This is a genomic window from Streptomyces sp. NBC_00237, assembly GCF_026342435.1.
Taxonomy (GTDB): domain Bacteria; phylum Actinomycetota; class Actinomycetes; order Streptomycetales; family Streptomycetaceae; genus Streptomyces.
In genome coordinates this window covers 1,425,484-1,447,004 of the sequence record NZ_JAPEMT010000001.1, presented here as the reverse complement: position 1 = coordinate 1,447,004, position 21,521 = coordinate 1,425,484, and the positions used below count along the sequence as shown (strand labels likewise).

The 21,521-nt window shown below is 70.3% G+C and carries 39 protein-coding genes; 37 read left to right on the top strand and 2 right to left on the bottom strand.

Features of this window, described 5'->3' with window-relative positions:
- The first annotated feature begins 139 nt into the window (after positions 1-139).
- The 21 genes from OG897_RS06400 (at position 140) to OG897_RS06300 (ending at position 11,265) form a co-directional block, all read left to right on the top strand.
- The gene (locus OG897_RS06400; RefSeq protein ID WP_266653714.1) at positions 140-427 is read left to right on the top strand and encodes an XRE family transcriptional regulator; all 288 of its coding nucleotides are present in this window, start codon (positions 140-142) and stop codon (positions 425-427) included.
- The gene (locus OG897_RS06395) at positions 424-696 is read left to right on the top strand and encodes a helix-turn-helix domain-containing protein (protein ID WP_266653712.1); all 273 of its coding nucleotides are present in this window, start codon (positions 424-426) and stop codon (positions 694-696) included. The genes OG897_RS06400 and OG897_RS06395 overlap by 4 nt, the downstream gene beginning before the upstream one ends.
- 89 nt (positions 697-785) lie before the next feature.
- Positions 786-1,142 carry a hypothetical protein gene (locus tag OG897_RS06390; RefSeq protein ID WP_266653710.1) on the top strand — a complete coding sequence of 119 codons (357 nt, stop codon included), beginning with the start codon at positions 786-788 and terminating at the stop codon, positions 1,140-1,142.
- Positions 1,139-1,660 (top strand): hypothetical protein, encoded by a 522-nt coding sequence (locus OG897_RS06385; RefSeq protein WP_266653708.1) that lies wholly within the window; start codon positions 1,139-1,141, stop codon positions 1,658-1,660. The genes OG897_RS06390 and OG897_RS06385 overlap by 4 nt, the downstream gene beginning before the upstream one ends.
- A gap of 103 nt (positions 1,661-1,763) precedes the next feature.
- Positions 1,764-2,132 carry a hypothetical protein gene (locus OG897_RS06380; protein ID WP_266653706.1) on the top strand — a complete coding sequence of 123 codons (369 nt, stop codon included), beginning with the start codon at positions 1,764-1,766 and terminating at the stop codon, positions 2,130-2,132.
- Positions 2,129-2,695: a hypothetical protein gene (locus OG897_RS06375; RefSeq protein WP_266653704.1), complete on the top strand. Its 567-nt coding sequence runs from the start codon at positions 2,129-2,131 to the stop codon at positions 2,693-2,695. The genes OG897_RS06380 and OG897_RS06375 overlap by 4 nt, the downstream gene beginning before the upstream one ends.
- Positions 2,695-3,576: a PD-(D/E)XK nuclease-like domain-containing protein gene (locus OG897_RS06370; protein WP_266653702.1), complete on the top strand. Its 882-nt coding sequence runs from the start codon at positions 2,695-2,697 to the stop codon at positions 3,574-3,576. The genes OG897_RS06375 and OG897_RS06370 overlap by 1 nt, the downstream gene beginning before the upstream one ends.
- On the top strand, positions 3,573-4,457 hold the full coding sequence (locus OG897_RS06365; RefSeq protein ID WP_266653700.1) for a hypothetical protein: 885 nt from the start codon (positions 3,573-3,575) through the stop codon (positions 4,455-4,457). The genes OG897_RS06370 and OG897_RS06365 overlap by 4 nt, the downstream gene beginning before the upstream one ends.
- Positions 4,454-5,266, top strand: a complete 813-nt coding sequence (locus OG897_RS06360) for a phosphoadenosine phosphosulfate reductase (protein WP_266653698.1) — start codon at positions 4,454-4,456, stop codon at positions 5,264-5,266. Before OG897_RS06365 ends, OG897_RS06360 begins: the two co-directional genes overlap by 4 nt.
- The gene (locus OG897_RS06355; RefSeq protein WP_266653696.1) at positions 5,263-5,859 is read left to right on the top strand and encodes a hypothetical protein; all 597 of its coding nucleotides are present in this window, start codon (positions 5,263-5,265) and stop codon (positions 5,857-5,859) included. Before OG897_RS06360 ends, OG897_RS06355 begins: the two co-directional genes overlap by 4 nt.
- Positions 5,856-6,119 (top strand): WhiB family transcriptional regulator, encoded by a 264-nt coding sequence (locus tag OG897_RS06350; RefSeq protein WP_266653694.1) that lies wholly within the window; start codon positions 5,856-5,858, stop codon positions 6,117-6,119. Before OG897_RS06355 ends, OG897_RS06350 begins: the two co-directional genes overlap by 4 nt.
- Positions 6,116-6,337: a hypothetical protein gene (locus tag OG897_RS06345; protein WP_266653692.1), complete on the top strand. Its 222-nt coding sequence runs from the start codon at positions 6,116-6,118 to the stop codon at positions 6,335-6,337. The genes OG897_RS06350 and OG897_RS06345 overlap by 4 nt, the downstream gene beginning before the upstream one ends.
- Positions 6,337-6,681, top strand: a complete 345-nt coding sequence (locus OG897_RS06340) for an HU family DNA-binding protein (RefSeq protein WP_266653690.1) — start codon at positions 6,337-6,339, stop codon at positions 6,679-6,681. The genes OG897_RS06345 and OG897_RS06340 overlap by 1 nt, the downstream gene beginning before the upstream one ends.
- Positions 6,682-6,774: 93 nt before the next feature.
- Positions 6,775-7,656, top strand: a complete 882-nt coding sequence (locus OG897_RS06335) for a hypothetical protein (RefSeq protein WP_266653688.1) — start codon at positions 6,775-6,777, stop codon at positions 7,654-7,656.
- Positions 7,656-8,309: a cell surface glycoprotein gene (locus OG897_RS06330; protein WP_266653686.1), complete on the top strand. Its 654-nt coding sequence runs from the start codon at positions 7,656-7,658 to the stop codon at positions 8,307-8,309. The genes OG897_RS06335 and OG897_RS06330 overlap by 1 nt, the downstream gene beginning before the upstream one ends.
- Positions 8,306-8,476, top strand: a complete 171-nt coding sequence (locus tag OG897_RS06325; protein WP_266653684.1) for a hypothetical protein — start codon at positions 8,306-8,308, stop codon at positions 8,474-8,476. The genes OG897_RS06330 and OG897_RS06325 overlap by 4 nt, the downstream gene beginning before the upstream one ends.
- A gap of 65 nt (positions 8,477-8,541) precedes the next feature.
- Positions 8,542-9,222, top strand: coding sequence for a hypothetical protein (locus tag OG897_RS06320; RefSeq protein WP_266653682.1), 681 nt, complete (start codon positions 8,542-8,544; stop codon positions 9,220-9,222).
- Between the two features lie 73 nt (positions 9,223-9,295).
- Complete coding sequence (locus OG897_RS06315) at positions 9,296-9,490, top strand: hypothetical protein (protein ID WP_266653680.1); 195 nt, start codon at positions 9,296-9,298, stop codon at positions 9,488-9,490.
- Positions 9,487-9,900 carry a hypothetical protein gene (locus OG897_RS06310; protein WP_266653678.1) on the top strand — a complete coding sequence of 138 codons (414 nt, stop codon included), beginning with the start codon at positions 9,487-9,489 and terminating at the stop codon, positions 9,898-9,900. The genes OG897_RS06315 and OG897_RS06310 overlap by 4 nt, the downstream gene beginning before the upstream one ends.
- On the top strand, positions 9,897-10,472 hold the full coding sequence (locus OG897_RS06305; protein WP_266653676.1) for a hypothetical protein: 576 nt from the start codon (positions 9,897-9,899) through the stop codon (positions 10,470-10,472). Before OG897_RS06310 ends, OG897_RS06305 begins: the two co-directional genes overlap by 4 nt.
- A 100-nt stretch (positions 10,473-10,572) precedes the next feature.
- Positions 10,573-11,265, top strand: coding sequence for a hypothetical protein (locus OG897_RS06300; protein WP_266653674.1), 693 nt, complete (start codon positions 10,573-10,575; stop codon positions 11,263-11,265).
- A gap of 294 nt (positions 11,266-11,559) precedes the next feature.
- Here the strand turns inward: OG897_RS06300 and OG897_RS06290 are convergent, their stop codons facing one another.
- A complete protein-coding gene (locus tag OG897_RS06290; protein ID WP_266653670.1) occupies positions 11,560-11,760 on the bottom strand; it encodes a hypothetical protein in 201 nt (66 codons plus the stop codon).
- Between the two features lie 72 nt (positions 11,761-11,832).
- Positions 11,833-12,087, bottom strand: a complete 255-nt coding sequence (locus tag OG897_RS06285; protein WP_266653668.1) for a hypothetical protein — start codon at positions 12,085-12,087, stop codon at positions 11,833-11,835.
- A 146-nt stretch (positions 12,088-12,233) separates the two neighbouring features.
- On the opposite strand from OG897_RS06285, the gene OG897_RS06280 reads away from it, so the two are divergent.
- From OG897_RS06280 to OG897_RS06205, 16 genes are all read left to right on the top strand, one after another.
- A complete protein-coding gene (locus tag OG897_RS06280) occupies positions 12,234-12,545 on the top strand; it encodes a hypothetical protein (RefSeq protein ID WP_266653666.1) in 312 nt (103 codons plus the stop codon).
- Positions 12,542-12,691, top strand: a complete 150-nt coding sequence (locus OG897_RS06275) for a hypothetical protein (protein WP_266653664.1) — start codon at positions 12,542-12,544, stop codon at positions 12,689-12,691. Before OG897_RS06280 ends, OG897_RS06275 begins: the two co-directional genes overlap by 4 nt.
- A gap of 158 nt (positions 12,692-12,849) precedes the next feature.
- Positions 12,850-13,875, top strand: coding sequence for a hypothetical protein (locus OG897_RS06270; protein WP_266653662.1), 1,026 nt, complete (start codon positions 12,850-12,852; stop codon positions 13,873-13,875).
- On the top strand, positions 13,875-14,033 hold the full coding sequence (locus OG897_RS06265) for a hypothetical protein (protein ID WP_266653660.1): 159 nt from the start codon (positions 13,875-13,877) through the stop codon (positions 14,031-14,033). The genes OG897_RS06270 and OG897_RS06265 overlap by 1 nt, the downstream gene beginning before the upstream one ends.
- Positions 14,030-14,233: a hypothetical protein gene (locus OG897_RS06260; RefSeq protein WP_266653659.1), complete on the top strand. Its 204-nt coding sequence runs from the start codon at positions 14,030-14,032 to the stop codon at positions 14,231-14,233. Before OG897_RS06265 ends, OG897_RS06260 begins: the two co-directional genes overlap by 4 nt.
- Positions 14,230-14,370: a hypothetical protein gene (locus OG897_RS06255; protein ID WP_266653657.1), complete on the top strand. Its 141-nt coding sequence runs from the start codon at positions 14,230-14,232 to the stop codon at positions 14,368-14,370. Before OG897_RS06260 ends, OG897_RS06255 begins: the two co-directional genes overlap by 4 nt.
- Positions 14,367-14,936 (top strand): hypothetical protein, encoded by a 570-nt coding sequence (locus OG897_RS06250; RefSeq protein ID WP_266653655.1) that lies wholly within the window; start codon positions 14,367-14,369, stop codon positions 14,934-14,936. Before OG897_RS06255 ends, OG897_RS06250 begins: the two co-directional genes overlap by 4 nt.
- On the top strand, positions 14,933-15,526 hold the full coding sequence (locus tag OG897_RS06245; RefSeq protein WP_266653653.1) for a hypothetical protein: 594 nt from the start codon (positions 14,933-14,935) through the stop codon (positions 15,524-15,526). The genes OG897_RS06250 and OG897_RS06245 overlap by 4 nt, the downstream gene beginning before the upstream one ends.
- A complete protein-coding gene (locus OG897_RS06240) occupies positions 15,523-16,329 on the top strand; it encodes a hypothetical protein (protein ID WP_266653651.1) in 807 nt (268 codons plus the stop codon). Before OG897_RS06245 ends, OG897_RS06240 begins: the two co-directional genes overlap by 4 nt.
- 914 nt (positions 16,330-17,243) lie before the next feature.
- Entirely contained in the window at positions 17,244-17,513 is a 270-nt protein-coding gene (locus tag OG897_RS06235) for a hypothetical protein (protein WP_266653649.1), read from the top strand.
- A gap of 160 nt (positions 17,514-17,673) precedes the next feature.
- On the top strand, positions 17,674-17,925 hold the full coding sequence (locus tag OG897_RS06230) for a hypothetical protein (protein ID WP_266653647.1): 252 nt from the start codon (positions 17,674-17,676) through the stop codon (positions 17,923-17,925).
- Positions 17,926-17,940: 15 nt separating this feature from the next.
- Positions 17,941-18,213, top strand: coding sequence for an HNH endonuclease (locus tag OG897_RS06225; RefSeq protein WP_266653645.1), 273 nt, complete (start codon positions 17,941-17,943; stop codon positions 18,211-18,213).
- A gap of 4 nt (positions 18,214-18,217) precedes the next feature.
- Positions 18,218-18,748 carry a DUF6221 family protein gene (locus OG897_RS06220; protein WP_266653643.1) on the top strand — a complete coding sequence of 177 codons (531 nt, stop codon included), beginning with the start codon at positions 18,218-18,220 and terminating at the stop codon, positions 18,746-18,748.
- An 11-nt stretch (positions 18,749-18,759) separates the two neighbouring features.
- Positions 18,760-19,200: an AAA family ATPase gene (locus tag OG897_RS06215; protein WP_266653641.1), complete on the top strand. Its 441-nt coding sequence runs from the start codon at positions 18,760-18,762 to the stop codon at positions 19,198-19,200.
- Positions 19,201-19,631: 431 nt separating this feature from the next.
- Positions 19,632-19,880, top strand: a complete 249-nt coding sequence (locus OG897_RS06210; protein ID WP_266653639.1) for a hypothetical protein — start codon at positions 19,632-19,634, stop codon at positions 19,878-19,880.
- The gene (locus OG897_RS06205) at positions 19,840-21,393 is read left to right on the top strand and encodes a terminase (RefSeq protein ID WP_266653637.1); all 1,554 of its coding nucleotides are present in this window, start codon (positions 19,840-19,842) and stop codon (positions 21,391-21,393) included. The genes OG897_RS06210 and OG897_RS06205 overlap by 41 nt, the downstream gene beginning before the upstream one ends.
- Positions 21,394-21,521: the final 128 nt, after the last annotated feature.

Genomic DNA, 21,521 nt, shown 5'->3' with positions numbered 1-21,521 from the left:
AAACACCCCGTGTGCGGTAGAGCGCACGGGGTGTGAGGCTCGTTTGCGCCATCTGTTCACGCACGTAGACAGTTCGTCTACGGACGTGTACTGTCGAGCTTGTTCACAGAAACGCACACTCTGTTTATGGAGGTGATACATGCGTGCCATTGAGGAAAGGGACCTCCTCGTCAGCCCTGACCTGCTGGTCCTCCTCATGGAGCGAACCGGCGACGGCTCGGAGATCAGCGTCCGCGAACTCGCCGAAGCCACCGGAGTCCACCCCAGCAAGATCGGACACCTGCGCACCGGAGAGCGGAAGACCGCCGCGCACGCCGAGGCATTGGCAATTGCCAGGCGGCTGGGAGTCGACCATCTCGTCCTCTGGGCGCCGGTTGGCCGCACAGTCCCCGCTCCGGCGTACGACCCGGAGGCGATCCCGGCATGACGCGCCACACCTACCCCGAGGCCGCCGCCATCCTCCGCATCGAGGAGTCGTGGCTCCGTCGGCACATCAAGCAACTCCCGCACACGAAGCTCGGCCGGACCGTGCGGTTCACGGACGCCGACCTCGACCGCATCGACGAACTGTTCCACCACGAGCCGACGTCCGGGCCTCTCGCCCGCGCCGTCGCAGCTCCCGCATCGACCGCCCCGCACCCGCTCGCGCAGCTCAGGCCGCTGCCGCCGCGCGGTGCCCCGGTCCGCATCGCCTGACCCACCACATGAAGCGGGGCCGCGTGGACGGTCCAGGTCCACAGCAGCCCCTCGGAACACCCCTCACCACACGAACTGAGAGGTACACCGTGATCACACAGACTACGTCCCAGCCGGAGCAGCGCACGCTCGCGGCCCAGGCACCCGCGATCGGCGTGCTGGTGTCGCTCGTCAGCCAGTACGGCCACCTGCCCCTCCCGTACATCACCTTCCGCACCACGCTGAAGCTCGACTTCCAGGTCGACTCGGTCGCCGCGTTCGAGTCGTGGCGGGAGGCGCTGGGCATCGATCCGTCGGCTGTCTCGCTGCACGTGACCGAGGCGCACGCTTGGCTCGCGGCTGACACCACGATCCACGACATCCCCGTGCACATCTCCGGGTTCGGGGTGCCGCTGTCCCCCGAGCAGAACGTGCTTCAGCAGACCGCGCTGGCGGTGACCGCGTGAGCGCGCACCGTGTGTCCGCCGCGACCGGTGTGATCCGGGCGGCGATGGAGCAGGGCCATACGGCGGCCGAGGAGTTGGCGGCGGCGCTGGAGGTGGCGCAGCTCCTCCAGGACCCGGACACGGCGGCTCGTACGGCGGCCCTCCAGGAGCAGGTGCTTCGGCGGCACGCGGCGGCGGAGGTCACCGGTCAGCTCGTGCTCGGGCTCGGACGGGACATCACCGCGTTCAAGGCCCGGATCGCCGAGCTGGAGTCTGCGCCGACGGTGATCTACAGGGCGGAGCACCCGGAGATCGGCCTCGTCCTCGGGACGTACGCCACGCAGGATGCCGCCTGCAAGCACTGCGAGGCGATGCTCGGCCGCAGGGACTCCGAACACCTGCTGATCACGTGGGTGCCGGACGACGGTGACCCGCTGCCCCCGGTGGAGCTGTGCGTTGGCGACGACGTCGTGCGCACGGGCTACCTCGTGACCCCGCTGGAGATCGACGCCTCGTACGACGAGGAGGCGGACGAGTGATCTGCCTGTACGCCGTCGCCGTTCTCGCCCTCGTCGTGCTCGCCGCGTTCTGCGCGCTCGGCCTCGATGACACCCACTACGACGTGACCCACCGGGGGAACCGATGACCGACCGTACGCCCGTTGACGGGCCGTTCCGTATCCACGTCGACCCGACCCCGTCCGGGGCCACCCTCGACATGTCGCACTACCTGCACACCCTGCTCGTCGCCCTCGCACACGCGGCGGACGAGGACGGGGAGTCGGTCCTCAACGACCTCGTCCACATCGCCGAGTTGGACCGGTCGGCCGGGGTGCAGGGCCCCGACTCGCACGCCGGACACGAGCGCGACGAGCGGGTGTCCGACCTCCTCGACGAGTTGGTCGACGGTGGCCGGGTCCCGGTCTACGGGGTGCAGGTGCTGCGCCTCGCGGACCGGCTCCGGGACATCGGCCAGCCGAAGGGCCTGCCGGGTCAACGAGGTGCCGCGTGAACCGGCTCGACCGGCTCCGTGTCGGCCCCGATAGCCCGCACCTCGTCCGCAAGTACTGCACGGCCCCGTACTGCAAGCGACCGCTCACCTACGGGGCGGCGGACTACTGCTCGACCTGGTGCGCGGACGCAGCGGAGAAGGCCACGGCTCCGGCCGCGACGGCCACTCCGCTCATCGTGTCCCGCTTCGATACCGCGATGGAGCCCGCGCCCGAGGAGAACGCCGTCCTCACCATCGGGTGCATCGCCGAGGACGGAACCCCGGTCGCGCTGCTCCTGGACCCCGAGGACCGGGCGAAGGTCGGCCGCTGGCTGCTCCCCGAGGGACCCCGCGACGAGCTGGACGACCGGCTCGGCCGTCTCGCCGACCACATCCTCGGCACCGGCGGCGAGTGGACCACCAGCCGGGCCCACCGCTGGCTCCTCGCCGAGGTCGACCCCGGGGTGTCCCGGCACCGAGCCCGGCACGCGCTCCAGCACCTGGCCGCAACCGGCTACCTGATCGAGCACACCCACCCCGGGCGCTGCTCGTACACCCCGAACTACCCGCAGGGGGAAGCCTGATGGAGACCACCGTGCAGGCCGGGGCTTCGGCCCCGGCCGCCGGGTCGATCACCGAGCCCGGCCTCTACGACATGACCGCCGAGCAGTACCACGCCGATCGGTCCTCGCTGTCCTCCTCCGGCGCCCGTCGACTCCTCGCATCCTGCCCGGCCTTGTTCCGGTACGAGCAGGACCACCCACAGCCGTACAACCCGGTGTTCGCCCTCGGAACTGCCGCGCACCGCCTGGCGCTCGGCGATGGGCCCGACCTCGTCGCGATCGAGGCGGACGACTGGCGCACGAAGGCCGCACGCCAAGAGCGCGACGAGGTCCACGCCGCTGGTGGGGTCGCGTTGCTGGCCTCCGACTTCGACCGGGTGCAGGACATGGCGGACGCACTCCGTCGGCACCCGGTGGCCTCGGCGCTGTTCGCCCCCGGGTCGGGGCGGCCGGAGGCGTCGCTGTTCTGGCGGGACGAGCCGACCGGGGTGATGCGGCGGGCCCGTTTCGACTGGCTGCCCGACCCCCGCAACGGCCGGTTGATCATCCCGGACTACAAGACGTGCCGCTCTGCCGAACCGGCCGCGCTGGCGCGGGCGGTGGAGGAGTACGGCTACCACCAGCAGGCCGACTGGTACCGGGCCGGTGCCCGTGCGCTCGGCCTCGCGGACGCGGACGCCGCTTTCGTCTTCGTCTGCCAGGAGAAGGCCGCCCCGTACCTCGTGACCGTCGTCGAGCTGGACGCCGCCGCGCTGCGGATCGGCGCCGCGAAGAACCGGCGGGCGATCGACACCTTCGCCCGCTGCGTCGAGACCGGTCACTGGCCCGGCTATGCCGACGACATTGCCTACCTCTCCTTGCCCGTGTGGGCGGAGATCCGTGACACCGAGGAGTACCTGTGAGCTACCAGGAGATCGAGCGCATCGCCCCCGTCGGTGGTCCGGCACGGGTCGGGCAGGGCACGGCGGTTGAGCAGTCGCGGGCGGTGGCCGAGGTGCAGGCCGCGATCGTCGTCGCGCAGCAGTGTCCCCGCGACATCACCGCCGCCGTCGCGGAGATGCGGCAGTCCTGTACTCAGATGTTCCTGGCCGAGCGGGCCCAGTTCCGGTTCCCCCGGGCCGGGTCCACGGTGGCCGGGCCGTCCGTCCACCTCGCCCGGGAGCTGGCGCGTTGCTGGGGCAACATCCAGTACGGGCTGGTGGAGATGCGCCGGGACGACGAGTACGGCGAGTCGGAGATGCAGGCGTTCGCCTGGGACGTCCAGAAGAACTCCCGCACTTCCTCGACGTTCATCGTGCCGCACAAGAGGGACCAGAAGGGCGGCCCCAAGGCCCTCACCGACATGCGCGACATCTACGAGAACAACGCCAACAACGGCGCCCGCCGGGTGCGTGAGGCGATCTTCGCGATCCTCCCGCCCTGGTTCGTCGAGGAGGCGAAGGAGCTGTGCGCGCGCACGCTCCGCGACGGCGGCGGCAAGCCACTGGACATCCGCATTGCCGACGCGGTCCGGGCGTTCGAGGGCATCGGCGTCACGGCGGACCGGGTGGAGACCAAGCTCGGGCGTCCGTCGGGGCGGTGGACCGAGCACGACGTGGCCCAGTTGATCGTGGTGTTCAAGTCGATCCAGCGCGGCGAGGTCTCTGTCGACGACGAGTTCCCTGCGGCCCGGGTCACCGTCGATGAGATCAAGGAGGTGGCCAAGCCCTGTCCGGCTGAGGCCGAGTCGGTTGGTTCTGCCTGGCCGACGACGGCGCAGCCCGGATCGGCGGCGACCGAATGACTGCACTGCGCTCCATCAGCTACGGCGGCGGCGTCCAGTCCACCGCCCTGCTAGTCCTGGCCGCCCAGGGCCGCATCAACTTCCGCACGTTCCTCATGGCGAACGTCGGCGATGACTCCGAGAGCCCGGCCACCATGCGCTACCTCGACGAGTACGCCCGCCCGTACGCGGCGGAGCACGGCATCGAGTTGGTTCTCCTCGACCGCGTCATGGTCCGCAGCGGTGAGAAGCGCACCCCGTACGGCCAGCTCACCAAGGAGGGTTCCCGGTCACTGGCCATACCGGTACGGATGTCCAACGGGGCACCCGGCACACGGTCGTGCACCGCCGACTTCAAGATCAAGACCATCGGGCGGGAACTCAAGCGCCGCGGTGCCACTAAGGACAACCCGGCCATCATCGGTATCGGCATCAGCGTGGACGAGATCCACCGCGCCAACAACCGGCGCTGCGAACCGCATGAGGAGATCGTCTACCCGCTCCTCGACCTGGGTCTCAGGCGTACCGACTGTGCACGCGTCATCCGTGACGCGGGCCTGCCCGTACCGCCCAAGTCCTCGTGCTACTTCTGCCCGTTCCACCGCCCCGAGACCTGGCACGACCAGCGTCGGGACGAGCCGGAACTCTTCGAGAAGTCCTGCCAGCTCGAAGAACTCCTCAACCGCAGGCGCGACGAACTCGGCAAGGACCACGTCTACCTGACCCGCTTCGGCAAGCCGCTCCGCGAAGCCATCCCCGACGGGGTCGACGTCCTCCCGATGTTCGACGAGGCCGACGGCCAGTGTGACTCCGGGTGGTGCATGACGTGACCACACCCACTCTGTTCGGCGACACGACTCCTGCGGCCGGGTTGTCCCCCCGCCCGGCCGCAGGACCCACCCCCCTCGTCATCGGCCTCGACCTCTCCCTCACCTCAACCGGGATCGCCGGGACCGATTGGGCCGACGCGCTCCGCACGAAGGCCCGCGGGCACATCCGCCTCGCCTGGCTCCGGCAGGAAGTCACCGAACGCGTCCGCGCCGCTGACCTCGTCGTCATCGAAGGCCCGTCGTACGGACACGGGGCGATGGCCGGGCACCACGAGATGGCCGGTCTGTGGTGGCTGGTCACCCACGACCTGTGGCGCCGCAAGATTCCGTACGCAGTGTGCCCGCCCGCCCAACGGGCGATGTACGCCACGGGCAAAGGCAACGCGACCAAGGGTGCCGTCCGCGATGGCGTACAAGCGCACTTCGGGATCGAGTGCGAGGGGCCCGGCAGGTACGACCAGGCCGACGCCGCGTCCATGGCCCACCTCGGACTCCACTGGCTCGGCTACCCCACCGCTGCCCTGCCTGCTACCCACTCCCGCGCCCTCGACGGCGTGCAGTGGCCCGAGGAGACCCCGGTGGTGGCGCGGTGACGAACTGGCGCAACTACGCCGCGTGCCTCGGCCTCGACGACTTCATGTTCCCCGGCAGCCGAGACGGCCACGGCATCCGCGCGGCCAAGGAGGTCTGCGACCAGTGCCCGGTACGGAGGATCTGCCTGCGCGCGGCCATGGCGGAAGAGAGCGGGCGATCCCTGGACAACCGGCACGGCATCCGCGGCGGTCTCAGCGCGAGCCAGCGGTACGGCCTCTACAAGCGGACAGCCCAGCAGTGCGCAGGAGTTGCTGCGTGACCCGCCGACCGCGCCCGCAGCCCCCGCCCACCACCGGGGTCCTCGACTGGCGCGACTCCTCGCACTGGTCCTGGCAGGCCAAGCAGTGCCGGTACTGCCCCGGCCTCACCCAACTCCGCGACAGCAAAGGCAAGCCTGCGCACAAGACGTGCGCCGAGGCAGCCCTCCAGCAGCAGGCCGCCGACGCGGCCGACGCGTACCAGAACGGAACCCTCTGATGGCCACCATCGCCCAGCCCACCGGCCCCCTCAACAAGAGCGCCCTCGCCGCGGCCGTCGCCGCCGAACTCGGCACCACCACCCACGAGGGCCACCGCGCCGTCGACGCCGTCCTCAACGCGATCACCCGCGCCCTCGCCGCCGGACACAGCGTCACCGTCACCAACTTCGGCAGCTGGCGCCCCGTTCCTCGACCTGCCCGCCAGGCCCGCAATCCGCAGACCGGCGAACTGGTCACTGTCCCTGCCCGCCAGGGGATCCGCGTGACGACGTCACCGCGACTCCGGGACCTCGTACGAACTGGCGCCGTAACCGCGTCGATCCGCAAGAACCCCAGCAGGTAACCCCGCCGCCTGATCCACGCCCCACGCCGTCCGGGGCGGACGACTCCCCGCCCCGGACCACCAACCGCACTACGCACCGGAGAGAAGCCGTACATGTCGTGGTTCAAGATCGACGATGGGTTCCACTGCCACCCCAAGGTGTTTGCAGCGGGAACCCCTGCGGTCGGTCTCTACGTCCGCTGCGGGTCATGGGCCGCGCAGCAGGTGACCGACGGCGTGATCCCGAAGCAGATCGCCAAGTTGTACGGCACTCCTCGAATGATCAAGGCCCTGATCGATGCCGGGCTCTGGCACCAGAGCGGCCACGACTGCGAGTCGTGTCCCCAACTCGACGCCAACTCGTACGCGATCCATCAGTACTTGGACCGCAACCCGAGTCGAGTTGAGACCGAGTTGGCGCGCAAAGCGAAGACAACACGGCAACAACGTTGGCGCGACGGAAAGAAGAAGGAGCAGGCCAACGGCGATGACGGGCCGCCTGTAGATGGGCCTGTAGACGCGTCTACAGGCCGTCACGGCGACGCTGCCCCCGTCCCCACCCGCCCCGTCCCGTCCCAGGTACTTCCTTCGGAAGTACCTCCTCCCCCTACCCCCTCCGCAGACACCCCCGGCACAGACGTGGCCAAGACCAGCGGAAGAGGAGAGATCCAACCCCTCATCGACGCCATGGCTGCCCGCGGCATGAACGTCTCCTGGACCTTCAGCAGCGCCGAGTGGCTCGACCTTCGCGACACCGTCCGGCGCACCGGCGTACCCGCCCTCGTCGACCACGCCGCCCGCGTCTGGCAGGCCGCCAAAAACCCGCCCTACTCGGCCCGCTACTTCCTCGGCGGCTGGTCCGGACTCCAGACCGCACCTGCGTACACCGGCCCCCGGGCCCTCCCCGCCACACCTCCCAGCAAGACCAGCGAATACCTCGCAGACATGGCGGCCATCGCCGAAGAACTCCGCCAGAAGAAGACCGGAGGCACCTGATGGAACCCGAGCAGCTGCCGCAACTCCTCGCGCAGATCGCCCTCGCCGACCCTCGCGTCCGCCGCGAGGACCCCATCGAGCGCCGCGCTCAGATCCAGATGTGGGCCGGAATCCTCGCCGATGTCCCCTACGACTACGCCCTCACCGCCACCCACCAGCACTACGCCCGCTCCACCTGGCCCGTCCTCCCCGCCGACATCGCCACCCGCTGGCAAGCCACCGTCCGCGACCGCATGGAACGCCACGCCGACCCCGCACCCCCGGTTGACCCGGACGACGAGGCCGCCTACCGAGCCGAGCTGGCCGCCGCCCGCCGAGACGTCGCCCACGGACACACCCCACCCGTCACCCTCCGCGAACTCGACGCAGGCCCCGCCGCCGAAGCAGAAGCCAGGCTCGCCGCCCTCGGCTCGTACGTCCCGCGCACCGTCGCCGCCGAACTCTCCGCGTTCCGGCCCCGCCGCGCCGAACGCGAACGCCGAGCCACCCAAGGGCTGCCCGACCCGCTGACGGTGACCTGTCCGTACGAGCCCTGCCGCGCCGCCCCCGGCAACCCGTGCGTCAACCACCGCCGCCACCCCCGCACCAGCACCCACCCCTCCCGCCTCGACGCCGCCACCACCGCACAACACGCCACCGAGGGAGCCGCATGACCCCCATCCCGGACGCCGCCCTCGCCATCGTCACCGCCGCCCTCCACGACGCCGACACCCTCCACGAAACCGGCCCCGCACGTGCCGACAGGGTCGCCCAGTACCTCATCAGCAGCGGCTTCACCATCACCCCCGACATCAGCGTCCACGCCGAGAAAGCCGCCTGACGCGCGGTCATCCGGTTCCCGCCGACCCCGCGCACCACGCGACCCACACCACCAGGAGGACTCGCATGACCGACTCGCATGAGACCCGCATGACCGCACAGTCCCGCCGCTTCCACCTCCAACGCGACCGCGACGTATCTGGCGTGTCCGGGACGGGTGTGGTCGCCCTCGGCGTCCTGTGGCCCGACGGAACCGCATCCGTCAGGTGGTTGGGTGACCGGCCCAGCATCGTGTTCTGGGACGACATGGCCGACGCGGAAGCCGTCCACGGGCACGGAGGGGCCACCCGTGTCGTGTGGGACGACGCGACCGACGAGGACGAACTCCAGCGCCTGCGGGACCGCAACGCCGAGCTGGAGGCGTGGGCTCACGGCTGCGACGGCGAAGGCTGCACCCTGCCGCACTCGTCCTGGTGCGACGGCGCCAAGGCATACGCAGCAGAGCACAACGGCTGCACCTGCGGTCTCCCCTGGGCAAACACCCCGCAGCCGCACGCCGGGCACTGCTGGCTGGTGAGCCCGCCTCGCGACGAGGTGGAGCAGATGCGGCGCGCCCTCGCCGAGAGGCCCGCGCCCGCCGATCGGGCCGCCGTGCTGCGCGAGGCTGCCAGCCGGTACGAGGCGATGCTCGCCAGGGCCGCCACGGAGCAGGACCCCCGCTACTGGACGGCGGTCCGCGACATCACGCTCGGACTCCGCCGCCTGGCCGACGACGCCGAGGGGAACACCTCGTGCTCGACACCCTGATCCTCGGCGCCCTCATCTGGATCAACGCCGCCGCACTCCTCGGCCACTTCCTCGTCCCACCCTGGAGCCGTCGATGACCGCCGTGACCTACCTCGCCATCCGCTGCGACGCCCTCGACGAGGCCGAAGTGCCTTGCGACACCGAGCACAGCGCCCCCATACGCGCACAGAACCCCACCGAGCTCCGCCGCCGACTCAAGGCCACCGGCTGGCGCCGCACCCGCGACGGCCGCGACCTCTGCCCCAACTGCGCCGAGGAGAACCAGTGACCCGCTACGCCCGCACCCAACTCCTCCTCGGCACCCTCACCATCGGCGCCGCCGCATCCGCAGTCGTCTGCATCCGCGCTCAACTCTGGTGGCACGCCGTCTTCTGCACGTTCACCGCGCTGCTCCTCGCCGACGCGATGACCCGCACCGCCTGGCACCACCACCAGACCGCCAGACGCCTCGCAGAAGCCATGGAACGCACCGCAAGGCCCCACGAGCCCCACAACGGTGCGTTCGTCGCGTGCTGCGCCATGTGGGCCGCCTCCCAAGTCGTCCACTCCGCAGGCTGCGCCATCGACACCGCGATGCGCACCCTCGACGCGTCGTGCTGCGAGCACTGGTGGACCTCCCTCGGCGCAGGCCACGCCGCCAACTGCCGCACCCGAGCCCGGAAGAGGCGAGCAGCATGACCGAGCCCCGGCACACCGCCGACACCATCACGGACGACGCACTCGACGTCCTGTACTCACGGCTGGCCAAGGCCGTGCGCGCGGTCGACATCCTCGCCGACTCGCACCGCCGTGCCGATCGTGCCGAGGCCGAGCGCGACGGGGCGTACCGCGAGCGCGCCCGCCTCGTCGCGCACCTCGCCAGCCTCTACCCCTCCCACATCGGACACACCGACCCGACAGCACCCGACTGGGCCGTGGTCATCATCGAGGCACCGACCGGGCAGATGAGCTGGCACATCGCTGAGAGGGACATGGACCTCTTCGCCCACGTGGAGCCGACGAACCGCATCTGTCGGGGCTGGGACGGACACACCACTGATGAGAAGTACGAGCGGCTGGCGCAGCTCATCCGCGGCGAAGGACACACCCTCTTCCGGGTCGAGCACGCGGAGGCTGCCGTCGCCCGCGTGCGTGCCTTGCTCGATACCCACCTCGGCCCGCTCGCCAGCTATGCCGTACGCCGCGCCCTCGACGGCAGCACGAAGGCAGGGACCGAAGAGACCAACTCCCCAATGTCCGGGGAGCGCTGAACACCTGCACGCAGTAGGGGCGCGCCTCTTGTCTCCCCAGACCAGGCACGCCCCAACGGTGATCGTCAGCCTACGCCCCGCACGCCCCCTGGAGCGCACGATGACCACCAGCCAGCACCTCCGCACCATTGCCACCCTGTGGCCGGACCTCCGCGACGCCCTCGGCGCACCCCCCACCGCGACGTGGCCCCCGTCCGGACTCCGCGCCTACCTGACAAGCCTCGACGAGCACGACGCGGACGAGGCCGCGCTCCTGCGCGCCGACGAGCGTTCCCCCGAGCAGATCGGCACCACCGCCGCCCCGCTCCGCATCCGCATCCTCGACACCATGCGCGAGGTCGAGACCGCCCTCGTCGAGCTGGCCGACCAGATCGCCGCCGAAATCCAGCGCTCGCCCATGCCCCGTGCCCCGCGCCAGTGGCCGGCGAGCGACCGGGTACGCCGCGACCACCTCGCCGCAGCCGACGCCGTCAACCCGCAGAGGTGGCGGTACACCGGGCAGCGCACCGCCCCGTACGCAGCGCTGTGGCTCTGCGCCCGCGTGGAGGGCCGTCCAGGCCCGTGCCGCCCCCTCGACGAGGCGCAGCACCACCGGATCAGCCGCGTCGCCGCAGACGCCGCCGAGCGCGTGGAACGAGCCCTCGACATCGCTGCTCGATGCGTCCCGCTCGCCGCCCCATGCCCCACATGCGCATCGCCCATCGAGGTCCACGGCGGAGCAGGAGCACACCCACTCGCCCGCTGCTCCGGGTGCGGCCTCGTCTGGTCAGCGGCAGACGCGCACGCGGCCTAGACACGGGACGGTGGGGGCCGGTGGCCAGGCTCGCCCGGCCCCCACCCGTAGTCATGAGGCTCCGCGCCTCGCCACTCGATCCACGGGGTATCAGCGGCCACCAGGTCCTCCGCGTCCTCGACCCCGGCGAGACGGAGCAGCTCAATAAGGTCCCCGTCTGAGTACGCCATGCCGAGGATCGCCCCGTCTGCGGTGACACGTCGGCCACCCTCGCCCTTCGGCGGGTGCACGGTTATCGGTGGGCCAGACATGGGTCCACCGTCACCCCGGACGGGCCCGGACGCATCCGGACAGCTACGCGGCAGGCTCTGGGTGGCGGACGACCCGCTTCAGCTCCGCCTCGACCTTGATACGGGGCTGCTCGGTCGCCTCAGCGTGCGCGATGGTCGCCTCGTGGACCGCCTGCGCGGTCTCCACGGTCAGCGTCCCGGCCTGAATCTCCGCCCACGCCGTACGTTCCAGCTCGATCAGGTCGGTTGAAAGTTCGATAGCCACTGGCGGATCGTATCCGCACAGCCGTGAGCCCCCGCCACGACCCGGCGGGGGCCCCTGCGCGTGGGCGTACCCCTACTCGGCAGACCGGTCCTTGAGGTCCGTGCGCTCACCCTGGCGCGACTTGCGCGCCGCGAAGTAGGGGCGGGCGAGACGGTAGTCGACAGCTTTGGAGCGGCCGACCGGCACCACGGCGGGGAAGTCAGGGTCCTCGCGGTGGAGCTGGGAAACCCGCTGGTGACTGATGGCGGCGACGACGCCGTCCTCCACCAGTCGGCGTGCGAGCTCGCGGAACGAAACCATGTCCGGCCCTCCTTCGGCCTCGGCCATGGGCACCATTCTCTCTGACTTCCTAGCCATATGGCTAGGAAGTCGCTACCTTGGATCGGGCAACAACAAGAACGGCCCCGGTCGGCGCTTGCGACGCCACATGGCCGGGGCCGGTCACCAACCTGACTTCACCAGGAGTGATGACCGTGCCTGATCGTATCTGTGCCACCCAGCCCGATGAAGGGCTCCGCCGCGCCCACGCCGCATCCTCGGCGACGAGGGCCCGCGTCCGGGCCGCCCTCGGCGTCATGGCCACCATGTGCCGCCAGCACCCCGGCGACCCGCTCGACGACGCCGGACGACTCTCCCTCGCCAACGCCGCCAGCCTCGCGGGCACCACCGGCGTCGCCGAGATCCTGTCCGCCGCCCCCCGCATCTGGGAGACCACCACCCGGGGCGAGTACGCGCTCGTCCTCGACAAGGCCGCGTACGCACTCACGGACGGGGCGGCCCAGTGAGCACCGACGAGGAGCAGCCGGACCTCCGACCCCGGCCGAGCCCGATCTTCGACGAGCCGACCACACCGGACACCTGCCGCGCCGACTACGACGCCGCCGAGGACATCCGCACCAGGCTCGACCTCCAGCAGGGGAGCACCCACTGATGCTCACCGCCCTCTGGTACCTGATCGTCGCCCTCTACATCGGCATCCTCGGCGCGGCCCTGGCGGTCCTGGTCCTCCTCGCCGTCCACCTCGCCCACTGACACACCGGCCGGGCCACCCCTGCTGTGGCCCGGCCCCTCTTCGCCCGGAGCTGCTCCGTGAACCGCTTCATTTGGTGGGCCGCCCTCGCCGTCATCGGCACCGCAGCCGCCGCCATGACCGCCTGGTCCCTCTACGTCGTCGCCCACGACATCTACGGCGTCCCCACCCAACTCGCCGTACTCACCGCCGCAGTCTTCGACGGCGCCGCCATCGCGTGCCTCTACCTCGCCAACGAGGCCGCCAAGGAGGTCCGTTCCGCGCTCGGCCCGCACCTCGCGACCCTCGCCCTGTCCGGCGTCTCCGTCTACCTCAACCGCCTCCACGCCGTCCACATCAACGGCGGCCTCGGCGCCACCCTGCTCTTCGCCGCGCCCACCGTCGCGCTCCTTCTCGTCTCCGGCCTCGCCTGGTCGGCCGTCCGGGCCCGCCGCCGCACGGCTGCCGGGGAGCGCCCGGTGACCCTGCCCCGGTACGGGGTGTGGGGCTGGCTCCTTGCCCGCGAGGAGGCGTGGGACGCCACGAAGAAGCGGGCCATCACCCACGTCACCACCAGCACGGACCCGATCCGGAACGAATCCGGAACCCGCCCGGACCGCCCCCGCACCGCATCCGCAGCCCTGCGCGACCACTTCACCGGCATGGACCCCGCCGACGCGATCCGCCTCGCGCACTCGGCCAAGCCGGGCACCCCGCCCGCCGAACTCGCCGCGGAACTCACCTCCTACGGCGTCCACGTCTCCGCCGTCCAGGTCGCCCTCGTCCTCGGCCACCAGCCCCCACAGGTTCGGATCGAGCGTCCGGACCCGTCCGGATTCACCCCGGACCCACTCCTCACCGGCAGAGCCGTCCCGCCCGTGACCAGCACGGACCCCGATCCGGATCGATCCGGACCCGCGCCGACGAACGTCCTCGAAGCCGTGAAGCTCGTCGCCGCCCGCGGCATCACCGACGAGGTCCAGGCGACCGCCGAGGCCGCCCGCATCCTCGGCCGCCCCGTACGGCAGGACACCGTCCGCAAGTACCTCACGACCAAGGCCAAGCCCAAGCCGGGTTCCGGGCGGATGGAAGGCGGCTACAACTGATGCTCCTCGCCCTGATCGGCTTCCCCCTGTGCGCGATCCTCGCCGCGCTCGGCGTCGCCGTCCGCGACCACCGTCGCCTCGTCGCCGCGATCGTCCTCGTCGCCGACATCACCGCAGTCACCGTCTGCGGGGCAGTGATGTCGGAGTGGCTCGCATGACCGAGACCCCGCTCCGCGACCTCGCCGACGCCTGGCACCTCGTCACCGTCCTCGGCCTCACCAGCCCTCAGGCCGCGTACGCCACCGACGCCGTGACGCTGCTCCTCGCCGGGCTCGCCCTCTGCCACGGCCACCACCGTGCCGCCGCCACCCTCACCGCCGCATGCACCGCGGCCACCCTGTGGAGCCACACATCGTGATCTACCTCGCCCTCGCCGCAGGCATCATCGCCGCGGTCATCGCCTACGCCTCCCGCTCGGCCGAGCGGCGTGAACTTGCCCTCGGGGCAGCCCTGCTCGCTCTGCTCATCGCCCTCATGTACGGGGGCCAGTGGTGACCGACCAGCCCATCACGCCGACCCGGATCATCCCCGCCGGGGAACCCCTCCCCATCCCGCCGAAGCCGACTGCGCCGCCCGCACCACCGCCTCCGCCGGACTGGTACCTCTCCGAGCCCACCCCTGCACCGCCCCCGCCCGCCCCACCAGCCGTGCCGCCCACCCGCGACATCCACTTCCACACGCACTACATCTTCACCGGACTGCCCGCGGTCCCCGAGCCCGAGCCCGGCCCGGCCTGGTGGACGAAGTGCCGCCCTATCTACAACGGCGTGTGCGTTCTCGCCGGGTCCCCGGTCACCACCTGGTGGACCGACGTACTCGGCACCGCCCGCACCGAGGCCGGACTCGCCGGAGCATGGGTCATCGCCCTCATCCCTCTCGGCATCCTCATGTTCGCCGATCAGGTGTACCGCGTCGCCGCCGCCGGAGCCGCCGAGGAGCTGTGGCTCCCCAAAGCGCGCGCTGCCGTGGCCCGGACGCTGCTGTGGTCCGCGCTCATCGCCACCGCCATCGTCCTGCCTGTCATCACCGCCGTGTACGTCCTGACGGGAGTACGCCCATGACCGTCACCCTGGCCGTCGGAATCGGCGACATGACCAGCGCCACCGTCTCCACCGCCGGACTCGTCCTCGGCATGGGCCTCTTCGCCGTCGAACACCTCACCTGGTGGCGCGGCGGCGGGGGTGCAGCAGCAGCCGGAGGCGCACCCGGAGGCAAGGCCAAGGACCCCAAGGAGCTGCTCCCCTTCTGGTCCGGGATCACCTTCGGCACGCTGATGGTGGGCTGCCCCGCAGGCATCCTCGGCTACCTCGCCGGGTTCCTGCGCTGGGGCGGCAACGGACTCGGAGGAGTCCTCCAGTCCTGGCTGACCGGCCAGAGCGCGCCCACGATCGCCACCGCGGCGCCGCCGCGCCTGGACGGCTACGGGGCCGTCGTCGTCTTCGTCGCGGTCATCGTGCTGTGGCTCATGCGCAAGAAGATCGCCAAGGCCAGCAAATCCCGCTTCAAGAAAGGCGTGTTCGTCGGCGTCCTCCTCGCCCTCGGCACCGGAATCTTCGCGGTCATCGGCGACCTCGTCGTCCCCGGGGCGAACTCCCTCGGCGCGTGGGCCCTCACCACCCTCACGACCGTCGACCTCGGGAGCCTCGTGTGACCACCGCCCAGTGGCTCCGTGCCGCCTGCCAGCGCATCGGACGCGGCTCCGGCTACCTCTGCTGGGCCCTCGGACACCGCACCGCAGCCACCGCACGCCGGTGGGCAGGCGGGATCCGCGGCTGGCTCAGCGAGGCCAGCGGGTGGGAGTGGTGTCTCCGCGTCGGGATCCTCCTCGTCCTCGGCCTCGTCGCCCGCAAGCTCGGCGGCGGACTCCTCGGAACCATCGCCGCCCACTCCGACCGGCTGGCCTGGCTCCTCTGGCCGATCACCATCGGGTGGTGCATCACCGCGTACCGAACCCACAACCGGCCCCGCGTCGTCACCACCCGGCCGACCGAAACCGCCGCCGAGGGTGCCGAGCCGGAGGGCGAGGAAGGCGAGACGCCACCGCCGACTCCCGCCCCGGCCAGCGCGCCCCCGACGCTCCCCGAACTCCTCGACGCTGCGGAGAAGATCGGCACCCCACACGTCCACATCGCCGTCCTCGCCGAGACGCTCGGCACCACCCCAGCCGCCGTCCGTGACCGTCTCACCCGCTCCCGCATCCCCATCGGGGACGTGCGAATGCGAGGACGCGGCAGCAGCACCGGCGTCCGGCACGAGGACCTCGCCCCCTACTACCCCACCCCGTCCGCCCCTTCTGACGGTGTTGTTGGCGCAGGTCAAGAGGCCAACAACAACGACAACAACACCTCGGGCATCCGCGTGACCCGCAACGCGGGAGGGGCTCAGATCACCGTCCACGACGGCTCGAAGCACCACACGACACGCAAGGGTGGAAGGGAGGTGAACGACGCATGATCCCCCGACTGTTGGCCGCACTCGACTACGGCTTCTGCGAGGTCTGCGGATGGTGGTCGAGGCCCAGGTGCGGGCATTGACGGCGCTGGCAATGTCTCCAGGCCACCACATTTGCAATGTGGTGACGGAACACATTGCAAATGTGTCGCGAAGCCCAATTTGGGCCGGGAATTGTAGCGCCCAGAGCATCCGTGTCTAATCACGGTAGAGTTCTTCTTGTCGGAACGGGGTGGTGCCTCGTTCCGTACGACGAAGAGCCTGACCCGGCGGCTACCGGATCAGGCCCTCGCGATGCAGTATGTGAGCCCGGCCGTGCATCATCCGGCCGGGCTCACTGCGTGAGCGGCCGTACGGCTGGACTCGTGTGGATGTTGGCAGTTACTGCACGAACTGCCCCACACAGGCGATGATCCCAACGAGTAGCGCCAGCACTCCGGTGGCAACCTGCCACCTCTCGGGGCCGGTCCATCGCTTGCTGGGCTTACCCATATCGGGAGTCACCATTGCTTCCTCCTTCTCCTCCAACGAGCCCCGACTGTCGGAGCTCGGTCACCGAACTTCCTTGTGGGTGTCGGTGAGTTCGTGGGAGGAGTGAGTGAAGCAGCGTCAGCCTATAACAGGGCACACGCATCGCGGCTGGCATGCCACATTGCACAACTCTCCTCCACTTCGGCAGAATTGAGGTGCGCTCCGCAGGTCAGGTCACGTAAAGGTCGCGCACCGAGGGCAGCGCTTCGAAAGTCCCGCACACACCGTCTGGGACTGGAATGACGCGGGGCCACACCCCAGATCTGGTGGTTGCATTGGGTCCGCGCGTGATCGGTCCCCGCGGGAGACACAGATCCGGCACTCCCGAGGCCCCGCTGCGGCCCACCCCCGACGCGGCGGGGCCCACTGCCCGAGAGGACGAGACGATGACTACCGCCTACTCCGGGCCCGGCGCTCTCTCCCTCCCCGACGAGGACGGCGTCACCACCGTGCCCGTGCACGTGGACCTCACCGTCGACCCGGTCACCGGGGAATGGCGCGGCACCTGCGAGCCAACCGGGCCGCTCACCCTGACGTACGAGCCCGTGGAACTGACACTGCCCGGCGGAACACCCACACCCGCGCACCTCCTCGAAGGCGTACGGCTGGAGATCTACGGAAGCGGCACTCCGCCCTGGGACTACGGACGTAGTTGACGCGCAGCCGATCACCCCTCACACTGGGCCGCAGATCCGGCGTGCCCGGACACGGACCGCCCCGCCACCATGTGCGGGGCTTCGTCATGTCTGTACCGCCCTCACAGCGACCCCAGGTACGCCATCATGACCCCACGCACCCGAGCAACCGTGGGGGATCATGGGCAACTACCGCGAACTGCAGTCCGCCGTCAGAGCCGAGAAGATCAAGCTGTGGCTCGGTTGGGCCTCCGGCAACGGCATCATGGCCATCATCGCCAGCGCCACCCGCAGCATCGCCATCGTCTCGGTGATCACACAGGTGCTACTCGTCGTCGTCTTCCTGCTGCTGACCTTCACCGTGTTCCGCATGACCGGTGCGCTCAACCGCAAGGTGGACGCCGCGCGAGCCGAGGTACTCGGCGACGTCTGACGGAGGTGGGCGCCCGTGACTGGCAACCCGCGCACCGGGCGCCCCTACCGCCGCCTCGTCGCCGTACAGCGCGCCCTCGGTTACCCGTGCTGGCTGTGCGGCCACGACATCGACCCCACCCTCCCGCCCACACACCGGGACTCCTTCACCCTCGACCACCTCGTCCCACTGTCGAGAGGCGGGAGCCTGCTCGACCCGGCCAATGCGAGGAGCGCGCACCGGCGTTGCAACAGCGCACGCGGCAACCGACTAGTGACCGCGCAGGCCCGCGCGTCGAGAAGGTGGTGACACCATGACCCACGTGACTGACGACCTGGTGGAGTTTCTGCATGCCCGCCTCGCCGAAGACGAAGCGGCGGCACGGGCGGCGAGTGAGCCCGAAGAGTGGGTGGAGAAACGCCCGACCTGGAACGTGCAGTATTGGGCTGATCCCGATAGGGCAGCCGTGATCGCTGACCCGGACTCCTCGGCCTATCCCGTGGTCACGAGCATCGCGGGCGAAGCCGAGGATGTTGCCGAGGTCTTCGTCAGGCACATCGCCCGCCACGACCCGGCCCGCGTCCTCGCCGAGGTCGACGCCAAACGGCGGATGCTGGATGCCTCACCCGCCGAGTGTCCTACCGGCTGCCGCACCGAGCACTCATTCAGCGGGTCATGCAGTCTGCGCTCGATGGGCCCGGCCTGGGAGGCTGGCGGTGAGCGCTGGGTACGGGGCGACAGCGAGACGCCGATGCACGCACCGCACACCTCCGAGTCGACGCTGCGCTTCCTCGCCCTGCCCTACGCCGCCCATCCCGACTACCGCAGCGACTGGCGACCGTAGAGGGAGGGCTGGTGCTGTACGTCATCACCGGTCCGCCGGCCGCGGGCAAGTCGTCGTGGGTCACCTCCCACGCCAAGGCGACGGACATCGTGATCGACCTCGACGTCATCACCCGCGCACTCACCGGCCCCGGAGCACCCCAGTGGAACCACGACCCCGTGGTGTCCAAGGTCGCCCTCCGCGCCCGGTACGCAGCCATCGACGAGGCAGTGAAGCACCGCGATACCACCGACGTGTACCTCATCCACACCATGCCCTCCCCCAGGTGGAAGGCCAAGTACCGGCGATGGGACGCGAAGGAGATCGTGGTCGATCCCGGTCGCGACGTCGTCACGCAGCGCGTCCGCGACATGCGTCAACCAGCGCTCGAAGCTGTTGTGACGCGCTGGTACACCCAGCAGCGCAAGGGTGGATCAAGGGCGATCACCCCCCAGTCGTCGCGCGCATGGTGACCTACTCCCCTCGGTGAGCGCCTGCGGAGCATGCCGCCCGGCAGTGCAGCACTGGGTGACGATCCGTGCTGACACGCAGGTCAGCCGCGTGATGATCTCCGTGAGGGAGGGGGGCCGTTGGTCATCGTGAACGCGGAGGAGCGGGCGACCCAAAAGCCCTTGTCGCCCGGATTTTTGCGCGGCCCGATTTCAAGATCATTCTCGGCCGTAGCGCTACGACCTCTCCAAGTTGGTCACGCTCGGTTACATGACTCTGGGTAACTAGTTGTGATCTTGGGAGGGGGGCGGCTGAGACGGATTTCTCTTCGAGCCCCGACGCGGACGCGGGGGCCTACCTACCCGCCCCCCTTGACCGCGCTGCCCACTGGCAAACCGACCGGCCCAACACCCCGCACCGTACCGGCCACCACTGACAACGGCGGAGGTGAGGCATGGTCGCCGACGAGACGGCCGCCGAGATCGACCAGCTTGGCGTCCGCGCCATCGCCCCCGGACTCGTCGCCCTGGCCCTCGCGCTCGCCGAGGCAATCGACGGGAGCGACGCCCCGACCTCCGTGGCCGTTGCTGCTGCGCAACTGCGCCCGCTGATGACCGACCTGCGGAAGCTCGCCCCGGCCCAGTCGAAGGGGGACGCACTCGATGACCTCACTGCTCGACGGGCCGCCCGCCGTGGCGCCTGACCTGCCGTACGGAGTCCAAGAGCCCCGCCTCACCACGGTGCCCCCGTTCGTCAGCTCGTCCGGGCAAGAAGCGATCGAACTCGCTGCGGTCGCCGGGCTGGAGCTGGACCCCTGGCAACAGCACGTGCTGCATGTGGGCCTCGGCGAGCGCGCCGACGGGACCTGGTCCGCCTTCGAGACCTGCGTCAACGTCCCCCGGCAGAACGGCAAAGGCGCGATCATCGAGGCCCGGGAACTTGCGGGCCTGTTCCTCCTCGGCGAGAAGCTGATCATCCACTCAGCGCACGAGTTCAAGACGGCGATCGTCGGGTTCAAGCGCATCGAGCAGCTCATCATGAACTGCGATGACCTGCGCAAACGCGTCGCCCGAGTGCGGCGGACAACCGGCGAGGAGGCCATCGAACTGCTCACCGGGCAGACGCTCCGGTTCCTCGCCCGAAGCTCAGGTTCGGGCCGCGGGTTCACGGGTCACTGCAACATCCTCGACGAGGCAATGCACCTCGGCGACGAGGGCATGGGCGCCCTGATGCCGACCATGGCGGCCGTGAAGAACCCGCAGGTGTTCTACCTCGGTTCGGCCGGGATCGGCAGGCTGTCGATGCAGCTCGCCCGTCTCCGGGCCCGCGCCTTGGCCGCGGTCGAGTCCGGGGTGCCGGACCCTTCGCTGGCGTACCTGGAGTGGAGCATCGACCCGCACGTCCGCGAGTGCCGGGTGGACTGCACCGAGCACGACGACCCTGCCGCCCCAGAGTCGGTGGCGCGCGCCAACCCGGCGTTGGGCTACCGGCTGAGCATGGAGCACACGGAGCGAGAGCGGCTCACCATGGGGCCGGATATCTACGCGCGCGAGCGTCTCGGTGTGGGTGACTACCCGAGCGACGGCGGCGACACGTGGTCGGTCATCAGCGAGGACGCGTGGCGGGCCCTGACGGACGGACAGTCCAAACCGAGCGACCCGGTGGCGTTCTCCCTCGACATGACGCCGGAGCGCTCCCACGCATCGATCTGCGTCGCAGGTCAGAGCGGTGAGGCCATACATGTTGAGGTGGTCGAAAACCGGCCCGGGACGGACTGGGTGATCGCCCGCGCGGTGGAGCTGACGAAGAAGTGGCGGCCCCGCTGCTGGGTCATCGACGGGGGCGGCCCCGCCGGATCACTCATCAAACCGTTGGTGGACGCGCTGACGCCCGAGGAGCAGGCAGACCTGCCGGAAGACGAGCGGACGCCACTGGCCCCGGTGGTGCAGCCGAAAGTCCGCGAGATCGCGCAGGGCTGCGGACAGTTCTACGACGCGGTGGTGTCCGGGGCCTTGGTGCACATCGATCAGGCTCCGCTGGCGACCGCGTTGGCCGGAGCCCGGAAGCGGGACCTGGGTGACGCGTGGGCGTGGGCGCGGCGCAGCGAGGGCATCGACATCAGCCCGTTGGTCGCGGCCACGTTCGCCGCGTGGGGGCTGACCGTCGAGGTCGAGGAACCGGAGGAGGAGGTGGAGCCGTGGGCCGCGTACGGGTAACTCGTGCCAGTTGGGCGCGTGCTGGTGTCCTTGCGGGCGGTGCGATGGTCACGATCGGCGTCGGCCTCGGTATCGACCTCGCGGCGGCGCTGATGACGGGCGGCATCCTCCTCATCGTGTACTGCCTG